Source organism: Vibrio nigripulchritudo (assembly GCF_027924785.1).
Classification (GTDB): domain Bacteria; phylum Pseudomonadota; class Gammaproteobacteria; order Enterobacterales; family Vibrionaceae; genus Vibrio; species Vibrio nigripulchritudo.
The window spans coordinates 165,201-182,057 of sequence record NZ_AP027050.1; the positions used below are offsets into that span (position 1 = coordinate 165,201).

Annotated in this window: 18 protein-coding genes; 12 read left to right on the forward strand and 6 right to left on the reverse strand. The window is 47.1% G+C overall.

The genetic code is table 11. The features are described from left to right. Window positions 1–52 precede the first annotated feature (52 nt). The 3 genes from QMG91_RS19070 to QMG91_RS19080 form a co-directional block, all read right to left on the reverse strand. Window positions 53–343, reverse strand: coding sequence for a putative quinol monooxygenase (locus tag QMG91_RS19070; RefSeq protein WP_281831507.1), 291 nt, complete (start codon window positions 341–343; stop codon window positions 53–55). Between the two features lie 92 nt (window positions 344–435). Next, a complete protein-coding gene (locus tag QMG91_RS19075; protein WP_281831508.1) occupies window positions 436–1,311 on the reverse strand; it encodes a helix-turn-helix domain-containing protein in 876 nt (291 codons plus the stop codon). Between the two features lie 25 nt (window positions 1,312–1,336). Then, the gene (locus QMG91_RS19080; protein ID WP_004398278.1) at window positions 1,337–2,020 is read right to left on the reverse strand and encodes a helix-turn-helix transcriptional regulator; all 684 of its coding nucleotides are present in this window, start codon (window positions 2,018–2,020) and stop codon (window positions 1,337–1,339) included. Between the two features lie 115 nt (window positions 2,021–2,135). Here QMG91_RS19080 and QMG91_RS19085 point away from each other — a divergent pair, with 115 nt between their 5' ends. After that, on the forward strand, window positions 2,136–2,531 hold the full coding sequence (locus QMG91_RS19085; RefSeq protein ID WP_281831509.1) for a RidA family protein: 396 nt from the start codon (window positions 2,136–2,138) through the stop codon (window positions 2,529–2,531). A gap of 46 nt (window positions 2,532–2,577) precedes the next feature. Here QMG91_RS19085 and QMG91_RS19090 read toward each other — a convergent pair whose 3' ends face one another. The 3 genes from QMG91_RS19090 to QMG91_RS19100 all read right to left on the reverse strand — a co-directional run bounded on the left by QMG91_RS19090 (window position 2,578) and on the right by QMG91_RS19100 (window position 4,961). Beyond that, window positions 2,578–3,144 (reverse strand): hypothetical protein, encoded by a 567-nt coding sequence (locus QMG91_RS19090; protein ID WP_022605311.1) that lies wholly within the window; start codon window positions 3,142–3,144, stop codon window positions 2,578–2,580. Continuing rightward, the gene (locus QMG91_RS19095) at window positions 3,141–3,851 is read right to left on the reverse strand and encodes an AHH domain-containing protein (RefSeq protein WP_200768210.1); all 711 of its coding nucleotides are present in this window, start codon (window positions 3,849–3,851) and stop codon (window positions 3,141–3,143) included. The genes QMG91_RS19090 and QMG91_RS19095 overlap by 4 nt, the downstream gene beginning before the upstream one ends. Window positions 3,852–4,088: 237 nt before the next feature. Continuing rightward, entirely contained in the window at window positions 4,089–4,961 is an 873-nt protein-coding gene (locus tag QMG91_RS19100; RefSeq protein WP_022560652.1) for a helix-turn-helix transcriptional regulator, read from the reverse strand. 172 nt (window positions 4,962–5,133) lie between these two features. Here QMG91_RS19100 and QMG91_RS19105 point away from each other — a divergent pair, with 172 nt between their 5' ends. The 11 genes from QMG91_RS19105 (at window position 5,134) to QMG91_RS19155 (ending at window position 16,850) form a co-directional block, all read left to right on the forward strand. Further along, on the forward strand, window positions 5,134–5,316 hold the full coding sequence (locus tag QMG91_RS19105) for a hypothetical protein (protein ID WP_281831510.1): 183 nt from the start codon (window positions 5,134–5,136) through the stop codon (window positions 5,314–5,316). Between the two features lie 361 nt (window positions 5,317–5,677). Next, window positions 5,678–6,319 carry a LysE family translocator gene (locus tag QMG91_RS19110; protein ID WP_281831511.1) on the forward strand — a complete coding sequence of 214 codons (642 nt, stop codon included), beginning with the start codon at window positions 5,678–5,680 and terminating at the stop codon, window positions 6,317–6,319. After that, window positions 6,309–7,049 (forward strand): helix-turn-helix transcriptional regulator, encoded by a 741-nt coding sequence (locus tag QMG91_RS19115; protein WP_281831512.1) that lies wholly within the window; start codon window positions 6,309–6,311, stop codon window positions 7,047–7,049. Before QMG91_RS19110 ends, QMG91_RS19115 begins: the two co-directional genes overlap by 11 nt. A 66-nt stretch (window positions 7,050–7,115) precedes the next feature. Then, entirely contained in the window at window positions 7,116–7,862 is a 747-nt protein-coding gene (locus tag QMG91_RS19120; RefSeq protein WP_281831513.1) for a transglutaminase-like domain-containing protein, read from the forward strand. A gap of 240 nt (window positions 7,863–8,102) precedes the next feature. After that, window positions 8,103–10,772: a nitrate reductase gene (locus QMG91_RS19125; protein ID WP_281831514.1), complete on the forward strand. Its 2,670-nt coding sequence runs from the start codon at window positions 8,103–8,105 to the stop codon at window positions 10,770–10,772. 19 nt (window positions 10,773–10,791) lie between these two features. After that, a complete protein-coding gene (gene cobA / locus QMG91_RS19130; protein ID WP_281831515.1) occupies window positions 10,792–11,670 on the forward strand; it encodes a uroporphyrinogen-III C-methyltransferase in 879 nt (292 codons plus the stop codon). 39 nt (window positions 11,671–11,709) lie between these two features. Then, window positions 11,710–12,669, forward strand: coding sequence for a glycosyl transferase family protein (locus QMG91_RS19135; RefSeq protein ID WP_281831516.1), 960 nt, complete (start codon window positions 11,710–11,712; stop codon window positions 12,667–12,669). A gap of 59 nt (window positions 12,670–12,728) precedes the next feature. Next, window positions 12,729–13,298, forward strand: coding sequence for an ANTAR domain-containing response regulator (locus QMG91_RS19140; protein ID WP_022594173.1), 570 nt, complete (start codon window positions 12,729–12,731; stop codon window positions 13,296–13,298). 332 nt (window positions 13,299–13,630) lie between these two features. Then, window positions 13,631–15,004, forward strand: coding sequence for a CmpA/NrtA family ABC transporter substrate-binding protein (locus QMG91_RS19145; RefSeq protein ID WP_281832671.1), 1,374 nt, complete (start codon window positions 13,631–13,633; stop codon window positions 15,002–15,004). A 1-nt stretch (window position 15,005) separates the two neighbouring features. After that, on the forward strand, window positions 15,006–15,989 hold the full coding sequence (locus QMG91_RS19150; RefSeq protein ID WP_281831517.1) for an ABC transporter permease: 984 nt from the start codon (window positions 15,006–15,008) through the stop codon (window positions 15,987–15,989). Between the two features lie 12 nt (window positions 15,990–16,001). Beyond that, window positions 16,002–16,850 carry an ABC transporter ATP-binding protein gene (locus QMG91_RS19155; protein ID WP_281831518.1) on the forward strand — a complete coding sequence of 283 codons (849 nt, stop codon included), beginning with the start codon at window positions 16,002–16,004 and terminating at the stop codon, window positions 16,848–16,850. Window positions 16,851–16,857 lie beyond the last annotated feature (7 nt).

The following is a 16,857-nucleotide window of genomic DNA, read 5'->3' on the forward strand; positions in this document are numbered from 1 at the left end:
TGATTGTAACTAAGTCAGCCACTCCATTTCAGAGTGGCTATGGAAGGCGCCCTCAAATATCTAGCGTTTTGAAATACTTAATGTCTGGTGCACAGGCTAGAAAAGATTGAAGCTGAGCTAACACCCCATTCTCTGAAATAAAGGCGATGTAGGATTGATGATGTTCCACACTTGCCCACTCTTCATCTAGCAGCATTTCGCCAGATGCGTCATCGAACAACACGGTGACTTTTCTGTTGCCTTTAAACCCACGAACATTGGGTAAGTTCGCTTCTAAAAATGGGCGTAGTTCCGCAAATTGATTGGCTTTTACCTTGCAGTTCAAAGTGACACGAATACTCATAGTGTTTTCCTCATGGTTGGTATCTTGAGAAAAATTTTATGGGTTTCGCTGGTGGTCACTACTTACAAACTGTCAAAAATACCGAAAGTCGGTCACTGCTCGCTATCTATTTGCTTGGGTGTGATCCCGTAGCGATTTTTAAAGGCTTTGATAAAGTTAGACACATTCAAATACCCGACATCCACTGCCACATCGGTAACACTCAGGCGTTGAGTTTCCAGCAAGGTTTTGGCGAGAGAGAGCCTTTTATCACGTAGCCATTTTTGAGGGGACGTGCCATACGCCATCTTGAAATCGCGATTAAAAGTAGACAGGCTTCTGCCAGAGAGATTAGCTAAGTCTGCAACCTTCAGTTTGAGAACGTCTTGATTGTCGAGCAGCCGATGCAGATTACGTTTAGGCGAGTCCGTGTTGCTCGCAGACAGCAGTGACGTTAATGAGCCACTTCCGTCTTTCCACTCAATAAGGTGCAACAGTTCCAGAAGCTTTAGCTGAATATAGGCAGGGTTATCGATGTCTTTCTGAAAGGAAGTGAAGAACGTCTCTAGCTCAGGCACATTCGGCAGTATTAAAGAGTCTTGCGATGGTAAAGAAGCTTGGCTCGGTTTTGATTGGCTCAAGAATTGGCGAATGATGGTGTCAGAGAAAAACACCAGATACGCTTTCAAATCTTCCGTTTCTTTGACGTAATCGGAATGCAGGTTGATGCCTCTTGGCAGAAAAATAGCCGAGCCAGCCTGCAAATCTGTCGTTCTGTTGTCGCTGTTGGTTAGGGTTTCACGACCACTCTGAATACAAATAAGGCAAGGGATGTTGGTGTAAAACTCAACGTTCAACAGATCATCCGCCAGTTGTTTATAGAAAATCTGCGCGTCTTGATACCGACAAATACAGCGAATATCTTCCATGCCGGCTAAGGCATCGGGAATCACCAGAATATTCGATTGGCAAAACTCCGCAGTATTCATGTTTCCCCCTAGGATATTCAAAGTGTTAGCAACGCTTATCCTGCGCTCGGTAAGCATCCAGATTTTTGTCTTTGTCGTCTTCGAAAAAATGCTCTGTCAATGTCATTTCTTGAATGCGATCGAGGCGAAAATGACGAAAATCTTCACGTTTCTCGCACCAGCTCGCGAGTAGCCAGACCGGGCTAAAGAATATTAGCGCTAACGGACGAATCGCTCGGGTTGAAGCTTGTTTCTTGTCATCGACGTATTCGATTTCAAGTTTACGTCGTACACGAATGGATTCACGAATATCAGAAAAGCTCACTGTCCACGGAATCATGTTTTCGCTTGGCATCGAGTAGGTGGTGATTTGCTGAAACTCGCCTTGCATGTCAGCAGGCAGCACTGCTTGAATTTTTTCTAGTGCATTAATGGCTTTGAGCGCAAAAGGGTCGTCTGTCCATTGTCTGACCATGCTTATGCCTAAGCCTAGCGCTTCTAATTCTTCGGAATCGAAGGTGACAGGTGGAAGGTAGTATTTTTTATCGATGATATAGCCCACGCCCGCTTCTCCTGATATCGGCGCACCAGAATCGACGAGATCCTGTATGTCCCGATACACAGTACGGGTGCAAATCTGAAATTCCTCGGCAATCTGTTTTGCTGTGACTGCTCTTCTCCGGCTACGTAAAAAGTGCACAATCTTGATTAATCGGTCTGCTCGCCTCATTTTTACTTCCTTGCTCTGCTCAATAATTGCATCTTAATTCAAGACTGCTGACACCATGTTGTCAGTAGGGTGTCGGTATGCTCATTATTCACTTAATGGAAAGGGAATATAAGAGATGAAACGCACACAAGTAAACCCGTGGACATGGTCGCTACCACTTGGCTACAACCAGGGAGAGGTGATTGAAGGGGCGACAAGGCAATTGACCTGTGCAGGTCAAACGTCTGTGGACGGTGAAGGTAATCCTCAGCATGTGGGGGATATGCGAGGTCAGATCACGCTGGCATTGAGCAATCTGGAAGCCATTCTGAATGCGGCTGATATGCAGCTTTCCAACATTACTCAATTGCGAATTTACACCACGGACGTGGATGAAGCCATGAAGCACTTTGACGTGTTAGGCGCGAAAATGGGACCCGCGAATGCCATGCCACCAATGACTTTACTGGGAGTGACTCGTTTGGCATTGCCGCCATTGATGTTTGAAATTGAAGCTGTTGCGGCAGCTTGATGGTTTAAGGGCGAGTGGCGTTGATCCGCTCGCCCGTCCGGGTTTATCAGAAGGGGTTGATAAGGTCGCTATCAAATCGCAAACCTTTCAACTCATTGTTATCACAGAGCTGTTTTAAGTGCTCATTGGCAAACAGTTTACTGGCACCCTGCAATTTAGACTTAAATACTGCTTTGAACCTAACATCTGGTTCATGAAACTCCAGCGTTTTAAGACCTGACGGATAGCCGTCTTCATATTTCATTTCGGTTTTACTCGGGTCTTCCAGTCCAAAACTTTGGCAATGAAAAACAAAATGCGATGAGCCATTGACTAGGATAGGGAGAAATTCGCCAACATTTTCTAGTAACTCTTTTGTGACGTCATAAGCTTTTTCGTTCAGCAGTAAGAAATTGATGTCCCAGGTCGTGATATCGGGGAAAGGCTTCGATAGATCACTCTCAAATTCAGAACTCACATTTTTCCAAACAGTCTTTAAGCTTTCTTGGGTATCAGGCAGATCCAGAAGGAAATCAACAAGGTTCTCGTCCCCAAGCTGACTGGCAAGCTGCATCATATCCAACTCGAACAAATTGTAGTTTTCATGATCGGCTTTTAGCTGATAAACACTCATGCGTTAGGACTCCAGTTTTTATCTTTTTTCTCAAGTATCTTGTCAGGGTGACTACCTGATTTTATTTCTCTTTTTATGGTTTTCAGTTTACCAATAAAAACAGCTTCATTCCTTCTTACATGCGCTAGATTTTCAGAAATCCAAGTTTCATAATTGTAAGTGTGAATCCTTGAGTGTGGCGGAGCTTTAGGTGTTGTAAAATGACCTTTGAACGCACTAGACCTTGGAAGCCAGACCCCATTAATTGGATCATTGATTCCTATCCCATAGCGATGCATTTGTAATCTCACACGCATCATCCTAGATTTGCCGTTACCCATAATAATGTGGTGGGGGTGGTGATTATTGCTAGGTTTTGGTTCTCCTACTGCATATAGAAAGTTCGAAAGATTGTCTGTCGGGTGATGTGCTTCTTTGGATAGTTCTACAGTACTTTTATCCTTATTATCTGTTCTGTATTTCTCCAGTTGAGATTGAAGTGAGCTTTGGGTGGAGATTCGAATCATTTCCCGGTCTAAGTGAGCGATATCTTCCTTAATCTGATCAAGGTCTTTACCTTTAGCATTTGGGTTAGCATCTAGCTTATTTTTGACTCTCAAAGCATCTTTCTGAAATCTGTGAATGGCGAGCTCTAAAGGAGTTGGGTTACTTGGTCTGCTTGGTAATTTGGCAATTGGATTCTTGCCTCCAAAAGTAGATTTTGACATGACAATCCTAACTGTACTAATTTGAAACCAGTAATTATGTTTAGATATGCACCAAGTGTCTTTTCTTTTCTAAAATCACATCTTTCTAATTGAATATAGCCATCATTTAAATGTAAGTAATTCAACTGTAAATTACATTTTTAGCCACCTTTCAAAGGTTACATTGGAAGTGAAGGTCGGCAGCATTGCTGTTATGTTGAACTTTACTTATTGAATTAGATGCTTTGCGTCAAAGTCTTACACTCCCCTAGACCAGGGTTTCACCTTCTTCCGGTATTCAAGTGGCGTGACTTGCTTGTACTGCTTAAATTGCCGATTGAAGTTGGCTTGATTCTCATAGCCTACTTTCTCCATCACGATCCGTATGGGTAAGTCAGTATTCATCAATAATCCACAGGCGACATTTAAGCGAATCTTTTTCAGGTGCTGAGAAAAGCTTTCATTGTAATGTTTCTGGAACAGCCGCCTCACGCTGCTTTCGCTGGTGTAGAGGTGATCTGCGAGAGCCTTGAGCGTAATGGGGTGATGATAGTTTGCCAGCAGGTAAGATTCGGTCTTTCTTAGCTTGTCTGCAAATTTATCATCCTGATCGGGTTCATTTTCTGGGGTGGGCAATAAAAGTTGTATGTTCTTATCTGCCAGTAAAGCTTCAAACACTTTTATCAACGCAATCAACTGATTGATCGGTTTCTTACTTTCTAGTTCAGTCAATATAAGCGTGGCTTGTTCTGCCGTATCTGGTGAAAACACAATTCCCTTCTGTGAGGCAGCAAGCAAGTGCTTCAAGGGCATGAACTCATGACAATTGGCAATAAGGTGATCTACCCACTCTTTCTTGAACCAAATCGCATGAGTTTCACATCGATCATTTCCGCTCTCATCGGAAGAATAAACAGCATGAGGAATGTTAGGGGCCAGCATTATCATGTGATTGTGATACACCTCGCTGTTGTGGTGATCCACAAAACACTGACCCGAAAAGTGCCGATGGATGGCGATTTCATATTCCTCATGTCGGTGCCAGCCATAACTTTTGCAAGGCTCGACAATTTTCTTGTATCGCCATGACAAGCCTATTCTTTGAGGTACGCGTTCAAGGTGACCTTTCATACCGCATCCAATGAAGTTCATCTGTAGTCACGTTTTATATTAATGAAAACCGATTCGAAATTTGTAAATTTCGAGTGAAACTGAGCAGAAAGTATTGCTAGTCGGTAGATGAGTACTCTTTTGAAAAAGCTCGAAAAATATACTGAAAGAGCGTTTTATAAGGAGCAGTACTATGGCGTCTTTCAGAGCAGAATTGAAAAATATGATAGCAAGAACTCGTCGTGATTGGTTGGGTCTTCTTGTGTATGGCTATCACATTAAAAGCGAGCAAAATTGGCGAATGTTTGGATACCAGTCTGACGAAGAATACAAAGAAGATCTTCGAAAGAGTCTTGAAAAAAATCCTATGTATTAGGGTCTGTTGACCTTTCGAGATGATTTTTGCAGCCATTTGTGGGTTCTTTATACAAGGCAGCGCTTATTCGGTGTAGTCGCTCTACATCAATAAGCGGTAACACAGTAGAAAGGAGCCACAAATGCTGCCCGAAGGGTTCAACTAGGCGTCCCCGGTCTATACCCTTTACTCTTTGTTGCAAGGTATTTGCTTAGAACGACTAAGCTAAAGACCTTGCGCCGCGATTAAAATACATAGAACTCGAACAAAATTTAACCGCGAAAGGTCAACAGACCCTAGGTGAATTAGACTTCTTTCTTATGTTCAGTTAATTCACACAGGAGTACAATCCCGCTTTACCCACTCAGAATAAGGAATTTGAATGTTCGGCATCGAAAACTTTTGGCTATTTGTTGTTTCAGGGATTGCGCTTAACCTGATTCCCGGTCCGGATTCGTTATATGTCATGGGCAGAAGTGCTACTCAAGGAATGAAAGCCGGGGTGGTAGCTGGCGCAGGTATCGGGACGGGTACGCTGTTCCACATATTTGCGGCGGCGTTTGGGCTTTCGGCTCTGCTGGCAACCTCTGCCATGGCGTTTACCGTGGTCAAAATTATTGGTGGGTTGTACTTGCTTTACATGGCAGCCACTATGCTGCTCTCCAAGTCATCTTCTTCCGAATCTGGCGAAAAAGTAGAACTTAAAAAAGCACCGTTAAAAAGCATTTTTCTTCAAGGTTTTCTCACCAACGTACTCAACCCGAAAGTTGCCCTTTTCTTCCTCGCTTTTGTTCCTCAGTTTATTTCGGCGGAAAGTGACAGCAAGGCTCTGGCATTCTTAATTCTAGGCGTAGTGTTTAATTTCAATGGCATGTTGTGGCTGCTGTTTTTATCCTGGACTTCTGCCAAAGTCAGCACCAAGGTTCAACAGAGTGAAACCATTGTTCGCTGGACAAAACGCGCCGCTGGCACCTTATTTGGGTACTTTGGTATTAAGTTGATGCTCACGTCGAATGCCAGCTAACTTAAGGCTGCAACCAGGGTTGTTTGCGAGCTACAGTCAGGCGTTAGAAGCAAACAACCATCGCCACCACGCAATTCAGCTCACTATCCCAGACGGTGATGCTGAACTTATCACTGAAAGTGCTACTATCCGTGGCGCTTCTTTATTAGCGCCTAATGTTCCTCATCAATTAGAACTGGAAGCCGGATGGGTCTGGCTGATCGAACCGGAGTCCACGTTAGGGGAAGTCTTACTTCGCCTTCTTGATAGCGAAACCTGCATTTCGCTCGGTGACTTGCCCTGCCATACCAACATAGACCAACAATTTGTCTTGGTATCCGACTGGCTTGAGCGGCAATCATTGCCATTCGATATGTCTCACCTGAATACGAAAGCAGAATATGTTCAGCTTGATAACCGAATACTCAAGTTACTGGAGAGGCTGAATCAGTGTTTTGGGCAAGTATGCGTTAAGCCGGATCACTGGCGAGCGAGTGATATTGCACAAGACCTGACGATTTCCGAAAGCCGCTTCCTTCATTTGTTCAAAGAGAATATGGGCATAGCGTGGCGTCCTTATTTGCTCTGGCGTCGTCTGCTTTGTGCCATTGGGATGTTGAAATCAGGTAAGAGTGCCACAGAATCGGCGTATATGTCGGGGTTCGCCGACAGTGCTCATCTAAGCCGAACGTTCAAACAGCATTTTGGGCTTACCATTCGCGAAGCGATCAAACTTTTAGAACCGTCATAGCCAGTTTATTCAATTTCTTCTGTCGATGATTTCGTAACCTGAAGCCATCAAATCGCAGGAGGCAATATGAATAACGATTTCACCCAATATCTTGAACCCACCACCATGGTGGATTTTAACCACCCTACTATTCAAAAACTGATTGAAGAAAAAGGCTGGCGAACTCTTTCTCCCTTCAACGCCATCAAGTCTATCTACAATTTTGTGCGCGACGATATCACCTTTGGATACAACCTGGACGACACTCTTCCCGCCAGCCAAGTACTTAAAGACGGTTACGGACAATGCAATACCAAAGGAACGCTACTGATGGCGTTACTAAGAGGGGTTGGCGTCCATGCTCGGTTTCACGGATTTACCATCTACAACCAACTGCAAAAAGGTGCGATCCCAAGTTACATTTTCCCCATTGCTCCTGAGCGAATCATACATAGCTGGGTCGAAGTCTGGTTTGATAATCAATGGCTGGAAGTTGAGGGATACATCATTGATCAAGCCTATCTCTCTCAGGTGCAAATACGCTTTAAAGACCAGTGCGATGAGTTCAGCGCTTATGGAATAGCAACGCCGTGTCTGAAAAATCCGGCAATCGAATGGAATGGCAACAACACCTATATCCAGAAAGAGGGCATCGCGGACGACTTTGGGGTTTATACGCATCCTGATACCTTCTATGCCGAATACGGCAGTAACCTGACTGGCATCAAACGGGTTTTGTTTCGGTATGTTCTCCGCCACCTTATGAATCGCAATGTGAACCGTATCCGCACACGGGGATTGCGCACTAATTTGGGGTTATTTGCTCAGAGATAGTGCACCTGCTTCAAGTGCCAATTTGTTAACTCATTAAATAATAAGAGATTTAAATGTTGGCTTGAACTTTGCTGTTATCTGTATGCCTCGCATCACCGTATGGAAGCGACCCGATGTGAGGTACTTGGGTTTCAAATATTACGCAACGTCACAGGCAATGGCGCCTTTCCAGCTTCGGCTGGTTGGGCGCATTTTTTTGCCAGATAAGAAGAAACTAAAGAAGTAACCAAGGGAAGCAGCATGTCGAAATGTGAAATTCAGTCTACCTGCCCATATTGCGGGGTTGGGTGTGGTGTCAAAGTGACTCAAAGCGAGATTAAAGGCGACGAGTCACACCTAGCAAATAAAGGGGCGTTGTGCGTAAAAGGCGCAGCCCTGAAAGAAAGCCTGAATATGCCTTCACGGCTTTTATACCCGAGGGTTGGCGGGGAAACTGTTTCCTGGCATGAGGCGGTTGATTCCATTTCTCAAAAGCTATTTGAAACCATAAATAAATACGGACCAGATTCGGTTGCGATGTACGTGTCCGGTCAGATACTTACAGAAGATTATTACGTTGCCAACAAACTCATGAAAGGGTACGTGGGCAGCGCCAACATAGATACCAACTCCAGACTTTGTATGTCTTCAGCGGTGGCGGCGCACATTCGAGCTTTCGGGGAAGATGTCGTGCCCGTCAATTACGACGACTTGCTGAAAACCGATTTAATCGTGATAACTGGAGCGAATACCGCCTGGACGCACCCCGTTATTTTTCGTCAAATCCAGCAAGCCAGAGAGCAAAACCCCCACTTGAGGCTGGTGGTGCTCGATCCAAGAAAAACCGTGACCGCAGAACAAGCGGATCTTCACTTAGCGTTAGATAACGATGGCGACATCACGCTGTATAACGGGTTGATGCGATTCTGTTTAGACAACGGTCATATCGACTCAGAGTTTATCGAGTCCAGTACCAACGGGTTTGATGGGTTGTCTGAACACCTGATGCAGCCAGAATACGAGCTTCTAAATGTCGCACAGACACTGTGTCTGGATGTCGGACCGCTTCGTACTTTTTATCAATGGTTTGCCTTGTCACCGACTGCGATTACGGTGTTTTGTCAGGGCATCAACCAGTCAGAGCAAGGCGTCGATAAAGCCAACAGCATCATCAACGCCCATTTGCTCACGGGAAAAATCGGAAAAACGGGCAGTGGACCGTTTTCAATCACGGGTCAGCCAAATGCCATGGGGGGAAGAGAAGTAGGAGGTCTGGCAAACATGCTGGCGGTGCACAGAGGGTTCGATGAAGCCGCGGTAAACGCCGTGGAAGCGTTTTGGCAAGCGCCCAATATGGCAACCAAACCGGGATTGAAAGCGGTCGACTTGTTCGATGCGGTTGAAAAAGGGAACGTCAAAGTCATCTGGATTATGGCGACCAACCCTGTAGTGTCGATGCCAGATGCCGACAAAGTGCGTCGGGCACTCACTCAATGCGACATGGTGATCGTGTCAGACATTACCGCCGACAGCGACATTGCCCACTATGCCAATGTCTTACTGCCCGCAGCAGGTTGGGGTGAGAAGCAAGGTATGGTGACCAATTCTGAGCGCTGCATTTCAAGGCAAAGACGTTTCATTTCGCCACCGGGTGAAGCCAAACCAGATTGGGAAACCGTATCCGCTGTTGGCAGAGCGCTTTGCGAGAAAATGGGCGTAGACAGCGGATTCGATTTTGAAACCGAAGCCGATGTGTTTCGTGAGTACGCTCGGATGACTGGCATCAATCGAGACACTTCATTGCTTTTGAACTTATCAGAGCTAATGGACATGACCGATGAAGAATATCAGTCATGGGCGCCAGCCCGATGGCCGTTAGGAGAAAGTGAAGCACCCTATCGAGATGGTCGCTTTAGCACGGCAGATGGCAGGGCGAACTTCCTTGTTACCGAAGTTAAGGTTACCAAGGAAAAAACAGCCAAAGAGCAGGAAGTCATCTGGTGGCTGAATACTGGCAGACATCGCGATCAATGGCACACCATGACCCGTACTGGTCACATTGAGCACCTGTCTGAGTTAGATCCGGAACCGACTTTATATCTCAATCCATTAAGCGGGCAAATGCTGGGAATGAGCGAAGGGGAACTCATTCAAATCCAGCAGCCTGCGCTCTCTCAGCCAGCTACCGTGTATGCCAAAACGAAATGGGATAAGGGGCTGAGCAATAAACAGGTCTTTATGAGTATGCACTGGGCGGGTGAATACAGTGGTCTACAAGACAGCCAAAGCCAGATAAACCGAGTGGTGGATTCGGTGGTGGATCCGCTTTCGGGTCAGCCTGCGTTTAAATCGCAGCCTATTGAACTAAGCCCGGTCAAAGTAGGCAGCTATGTCACCCACCTTCAACGCAGTAGCCGCGAACCTACTTTACTGTCGAGTTTGGGCATTCGTCCGCTGTATGCATCTTGTCAGCGATTAAGCAAAAGTACGGTATGGCGGTATTGCACTCCATCACCTTGCCTTAAACCAACGGAACCAGACACCCATCAGGGATATTTGATTTTAGATCTTCCTAACGGCTGGTGCGCAATATCCGGCGGATTTGAAGCCTCTGAAAAACAGTTTGTGGTGGGGACTCTGACGGTGGTGAGCGACAAGCCGTGGTCACTGGACACAAACGAACTGAGCAGCATGCTCGGTGAAGCGCTCGATATTCGGAAAATCTCTCAGGCACTGTCAGGAACGAAGCAGGGCAACCTGATTTGCAGTTGCTTTCGAGTCACCGACACTCAAATCAAACAGGCGATCGAGCAGCACGATATTCATAGCCTGAATCAGCTTCAAGCGTTACTGAAATGCGGAACCAACTGCGGTTCCTGTATTCCTGAACTCAATAAAACACTTGAACAGAACATCATTTATATCAAGTAATTCGAGAGAGTATTCAAGGATGACAAAACAGAACGCGACACACTTTCGAAGCCCGTCTTCCAGCGCAGGCAACAAAGGCACCATTACCCTTGTTCGCAAAGGGGAGTCTGGCTCTCGCCGATATTCAGAAGGCGGGCGCAGTTTAGGTGAGGTGAAACTCATTGGCTGCGGTCCCAACGATCCAGAATTATTGACCATCAAGGCGTTTAAAGCCATTCGGGATGCGCAGGTACTGGTGTATGACCGGTTAATTAATCAAGACATATTGAGCATTGCGGATAGCGAGGTGGAAACCATCTACGTTGGAAAACGTTGTGGTCAGCCAAGCATGAAGCAAGAAGCGATAAACGGGTTGCTCGTCCGGTTAGCCAGGGAAGGCAAACAGGTCGTGAGATTAAAAGGGGGCGATCCGTTTATTTTTGGTCGGGGTGGTGAAGAAGCCCTTGAATTAGCAAAATACCAAATTCCTTTCGAAGTGATTCCTGGGATCACCGCCGCCATCGGCTGTGCATCCCGTTCCCTTATCCCACTCACTCACCGTGGGGTGTCTCGAAGTGTCACCCTGGTCACAGGGAATGTGGTCACGGGTGCGCTTCCTTCGTGGAGTGGTCTGGTTCAAAGCGGGCAGACTCTGGTGTTTTACATGGGACTGGAAAAAGCACAGGACATCCAACAAGGGCTGATGGAAAACGGACTAAGTGGCAACACGCCCGTTGCCATCGTGATCAAAGGCTGTAGCGATGAAGAACAGATCCATACATTTGAGCTTAAAGACATGATGGAAAAAGCCAGTGAGCTAAAAGGAATGAGCCCGGCACTGATGATTTTAGGGGAAGTGGTGACAATCAGGTCGAAGATTCATGCCTTGCTCTCGCAGACGGCTGTGTTTTCTGTATAGTGAGATATTCATCAAGTGGCGTATTCGAAGGAAGCAGTTATGTCTATCGCGGTGCAATGTATCAGGGCTCTTGGAAAAGGCGAACGTGGAAAAAGATCTCTTACGGAGGATGAAGCGTTCGAGTTAATGACAGAGTGGTTAGCTGGCAACGTCGGGGACGATCAGTTAGCGATGATTTTGGTGCTAATGCGGGTGAACAATGAAACCGCAGAAGAGGTTGGGGGTTTTGTGCGCGCGTTCAGGGCTCGGTTTAGTGGCATCAATGCTGATCTGGACTGGCCTTTGTACGCAGGAAAGCGGATTTATGAGAATAAAAGTACCGACAGACCCTGGCATCTGGTGGCAGCTAAAATTCTAGCCAGCAATGGCTACAAGATACTGCTGCATGGACATGCCCAACGTCATCTTGCCAACAAAACCCACGCTGAAACCTTTCTTTCGGCCGTCGGTATCGAGTGCGTAAGCAGCTATGATCAGGCACAACAAGTCATTGATGCTGAAGGCATCGCCTACCTCCCTTTGGAAGCTCATTGCCCGGAAATTGTGAAATTGCTGAGCTGGAGTAAACGATACGGAGTCAGAACGCCAATCAACACCATGGTACGCGGGCTAAACCCCGGGTTACTGCCCTATGGTTTGCGTGGCAGCTTCCATCCCAGTTATTCCGAACTGCACGCCAGAATAGAGAAAATTGCCTCGGCGGACTCGCTTAGAGTTTTGTCTTTTAAAGGCGTGGCAGGTGAAACCGAGTTCAATCCCAAAGTGAGCCAAACCGTTTGGGAAGCAAATGAGAATCTGGAATCCCAGTATTGGGAGGAAATGACCTCATGCGACATCCCTGTCGCTAAGTCTTGTGTGGTCGGTACACAAGAAGCCGATCTGGAAGCCATGTCTTACGGTGTGGTGGGGACTATGATGGCCGCGTTATACACCATTCTAGGAAATAAAGAGCAGGCTGAAGCCAACGCAATCCGTTACTGGAAAGAATACTTAACCTGAATTGGGATAAGAGAATCACATCGGTTGGAAGAATACCGAAGTGATGAAAAGGAGAAACTATGAAGGATCAAATGGTTATCGTATGCAGCGACAGTCTGGAACAGCAAGCTCAACTGAGTGGGCAACTGGCGTTGCACTATGACAACATCATAGGCTGCCAGCTTATTCAGGTGGAAGGCATGCTGACGGATCCTCAATCTTCAGTGATGGTGGTCTCCTGGTCGCAACCGACGGCAGAGCTTAAGCTGCTGATCGACTTTGCCGTGGGCTGCAAATGCCCGCTGGTGGTTATGGTCGGTGACCTTCACAAAGGCAGCATCAAGGATTTTCCTCACGCAAATCAGTACGTGATTCTTCCTTTTCGGGGAGATTACGATCTCAACATCTGGCTGGAACATGCCACCAGACTTCGCGACAACATGTTGGCAATTGAGAAAGAAGTACAGGCGTTGACGCAGAAACTCGACGACAGAAAGTGGATCGAAAAAGCCAAAGGTACGCTGATGAAAATGCATCATATTGATGAAGAAGAGGCGTACAAGGCACTGCGAAATTCCGCGATGAAATCCAGCCAGCCCATTGGGCAGGTCGCCAAAAACCTGATGCTCACCTTCGATTCGATCAGCTAAGGATTGAATTGGTGCACTGTGCACAATAAGGCGGCATCCAGCTAAGAGTGTTGGATTCAATTAAAGATAACTTATTGATTTTTAATAACTGAAAAACTGGCACACAACTTGAAGTATTAATAACAACGATAAAGGAGCTCAGCTCCAATAACCATCAATGGCGGTGGTTTCTGCTAAGCAACGGCGCGACTGCACTTTCTGTGCAGCCGCGCCTTTTTTTTTGAAATTTGGAATTTGAAACTTAGGAAGATATGGAACAGGAGTGTTCAATGAAATGTCGGAAAACCATTGCCAATAAGACAAGAGAAAAATGGAATGCCGTGAGAAATCGCATGGCAAGCCTTTCTCTTAAAAGCCGCGCCCTCAAAAGCCTTGCGCTGTTTGTACTGCTGGGGTCGAACTCGGTATTAGCCGAAGTTGGAGAGCCTGAAGTTGAAGACCTGAAATTTGGGTTCATCAAACTTACCGATATGGCACCGCTGGCGGTCGCCTATGAAAAAGGTTTTTTTGAGGATGAAGGGCTGTACGTCACGCTGGAGGCACAAGCGAACTGGAAGGTTCTGCTCGACCGGGTGATTGACGGTGAATTAGACGGCGCACACATGCTGGCAGGTCAACCACTGGGTGCCACCATAGGGATTGGAACACAAGCGGACGTAATCACTGCATTCAGCATGGACCTCAACGGTAACGCCATCACGGTATCCAACGACATCTGGGCGCAGATGAAGCCCAATCTGGAAAAACAAGCCGACGGAAAACCTGTTCATCCAATCAAGGCAGACGCACTCAAACCTGTGGTCGAAAGTTATCTCGACAAAGGCAAGCCTTTCAACATGGGCATGGTATTCCCGGTTTCGACACACAACTACGAACTACGTTACTGGTTAGCGGCGGGAGGCATTCATCCTGGCTATTACGCGCCGAAAACCGGTGATAACAGTGGGCAGGTGGAGGCGGATGTGTTGCTCAGCGTAACCCCTCCACCGCAAATGCCCGCCACTATGGAAGCCGGAACCATCAAAGGGTACTGCGTTGGTGAACCGTGGAACCAGCAAGCCGTATTCAAAGGAATTGGGGTGCCGGTGGTGACCGATTACGAGATATGGAAAAACAACCCAGAAAAAGTTTTCGGTGTGTCGGCTGCCTGGGCAAAGAAATACCCGAACACCCATATCCGTGTGGTGAAAGCCATGATTCGCGCTGCGCACTGGCTGGATGAAAAACAAAACGCCAACCGTATGGAAGCCGTGAAAATACTGGCGAAAAGCCACTACGTAGGTGCGGATGCGGACGTGATTGCCAATAGCATGACGGGCACGTTTGAATACGAAAAAGGAGACAAACGTTCTGTGCCCGATTTCAACGTATTCTTCCGTTATAACGCCACCTACCCCTACTACAGCGATGCCATCTGGTATCTGACTCAGATGCGCCGTTGGGGACAGATTCCATCAGAAAAACCGGACGACTGGTACGCCAATATTGCCAAAAAAGTCTATCGACCTGATATCTATCAGCAGGCGGCAGAATCCTTAATTGAAGACGGGATACTCAAAGCCAGCGATTTTCCAGATTTCAACACGGAAGATGGGTATCGCGATCCGCAGACACACTTTATCGACGACGTGGTGTATGACGGCAAGCAGCCCAACGCATATCTGAAAAAATTCAGCATTGGTCTGAAAGGATCAGAGGAGATCTGATATGGACACCAAATTGGCGAGAAATAATGTCTTTGCCCTTTTTCCTGATAGGGCAAAAGTCGCCAACCACAGCAGGGCACTTGTGCTGCCCTTGCTGGGGATTCTGCTGTTCCTGATGATGTGGCACCTGTCAGCGCGTCAGGTTCAGACCTCTTTGGGTGTGTTGCCGGGTCCCGTTCAAACCGCTCAGCAGTTCGGAAATCTGGTTTCTGAACACTTTGAAGAGCGAGATAAAGAAGTGGCGTTTATTGAGCGTCAGGAAAAACGCAACGCAGCCAAGCTGGCTAAAGATCCGAACGCCAAAGTAAAAATTCGACCTTACACAGGTAAGCCAACCTTCTTTGATCAGATCCTGACCAGCTTGTTTACCGTGGCGTGTGGTTTTTTGCTGGCGTCATTAATCGCTATTCCTGCCGGGATTGTTTTGGGGCTGAATCATGGCTTGTATCAGGCGTTCAATCCGGTGATCCAATTGCTCAAGCCCGTCTCTCCTCTGGCTTGGCTGCCAATTGTCACCATGGTGGTAAGCGCGACCTATGTGAGTACGGATCCGCTGGTGGCGAAATCATTTGTTAACTCTTTGCTGACCGTTGCGCTGTGTAGCCTTTGGCCCACGTTGATCAACACCGCTGTCGGAGTGACCAGCGTCGATAAAGATCTGGTGAACGTCAGCCGAGTATTGCGACTTTCTTGGTGGCGACACATCTGGACCATTGTGCTCCCTTCTTCCATTCCGATGATTTTTACTGGTCTTCGGTTGTCGCTGGGTATTGCATGGATGGTGCTGATCGCGGCAGAGATGCTGGCGCAAAACCCCGGCTTAGGGAAATTCGTCTGGGATGAATTCCAGAATGGCAGCTCTGCCTCTCTGGGGCGCATTATGGTGGCGGTGATCACCATCGGATTCATTGGATTACTGCTCGACCGAGGCATGCTCGCACTGCAGAAGTGGGTCTCTTGGGATAAAAACCAGACACTGCGATAGGAAGAAAACCTTATGACGAAAACTTTTTTAAACCTGACGCAGTTAGGCATGCGATTTCCAACACCCAAGGGTGAGTTCGTGGCGTTAAAAAACGTCGATTTAACCATTAAGGAAGGGGAGTTTATTTCTCTGATTGGGCATTCTGGCTGCGGTAAATCCACCGTATTGAATTTGGTCGCTGGGTTATACGACCCTACAGATGGCGGCGTGATATTGGATGGACGCGAAGTGGATGGACCGGGACCAGAGCGGGCAGTGGTGTTTCAAAACCACTCTTTGCTGCCCTGGCTGTCGGTCTATCAGAACGTCGAACTGGCGATCAAACAGATAGCAGCCGGAAAAAGCAAAACCTGGGTGAGAGAACAGGTATCGCACTATCTCGATTTGGTGCAGATGACCCACGCCAGCGATAAAAAACCGAGTGAGATATCTGGTGGCATGAAGCAACGTGTCGGTATAGCACGTGCGTTGGCACTCAAACCCAAAGTGCTGCTGATGGATGAACCCTTTGGCGCTTTGGATGCCTTGACTAGGGCACACCTTCAGGATGCGCTGATGGCGATTCATGCAGATTTGAATACCACGGTGATCATGATTACGCACGATGTGGACGAGGCTGTGTTGCTGTCGGATCGAATCGTAATGATGACCAACGGTCCGGCAGCGACCATCGGAGAAGTATTGAGCGTGGAACTAGACAGACCAAGGAACCGAGTCGAATTAGCCGACGATACGCGTTATCAGAAATACCGTCAGTCGGTGCTGCGTTTCCTCTATGAGAAACAAGCCAAACCTCAGACCGTTAAAACATCCGCCACACCTATTGAAGAGTCGCTCGTTCAAGCGACCAAAAGCGCCTAGGGAGGAA